This is a genomic window from Curtobacterium sp. MCBA15_013, assembly GCF_001865095.1.
Taxonomy (GTDB): Bacteria; Actinomycetota; Actinomycetes; order Actinomycetales; family Microbacteriaceae; genus Curtobacterium.
On record NZ_MJGQ01000053.1, the window covers coordinates 1 to 307 of the forward strand.

A 307-nucleotide genomic window follows, 5' to 3' on the forward strand; every position below is an offset into this window, starting at 1 on the left:
AGACGCCGACGGTGAAGGACGACGCGACGAGCACGGTGGGCGCGCCGTCGACGATCGCGGAGAGTGCGGCGACGCCGCAGGGGAACCCGGAGAACGCCTGCCGGAGGAGCGTCGGGTCCGCGGACTCGGCGGTGTAGGGCTTGATCATGCGCTGGTGCCTTCCTTGGTCGGTGCGGATGCGGCGGCGAGGACGACGTCCCGCCAGCGGGCGAGCCAGCCCTCGGTCGACGACTCGTCGGTGTAGTGCTTGTCGTTCAGGTACAGGCCCTGCACGGGCACGGTGGCGCCGAGCTCGACGAGCACGGGC

Annotated in this window: 1 pseudogene; it reads right to left on the minus strand. The window is 71.7% G+C overall.

Going from position 1 to position 307, the window contains the following annotated elements:
• A pseudogene (locus BIV01_RS20300) lies at positions 1-148 on the minus strand (oxidoreductase); the annotation flags it as partial.
• Between the last annotated feature and the right edge of the window lie 159 nt (positions 149-307).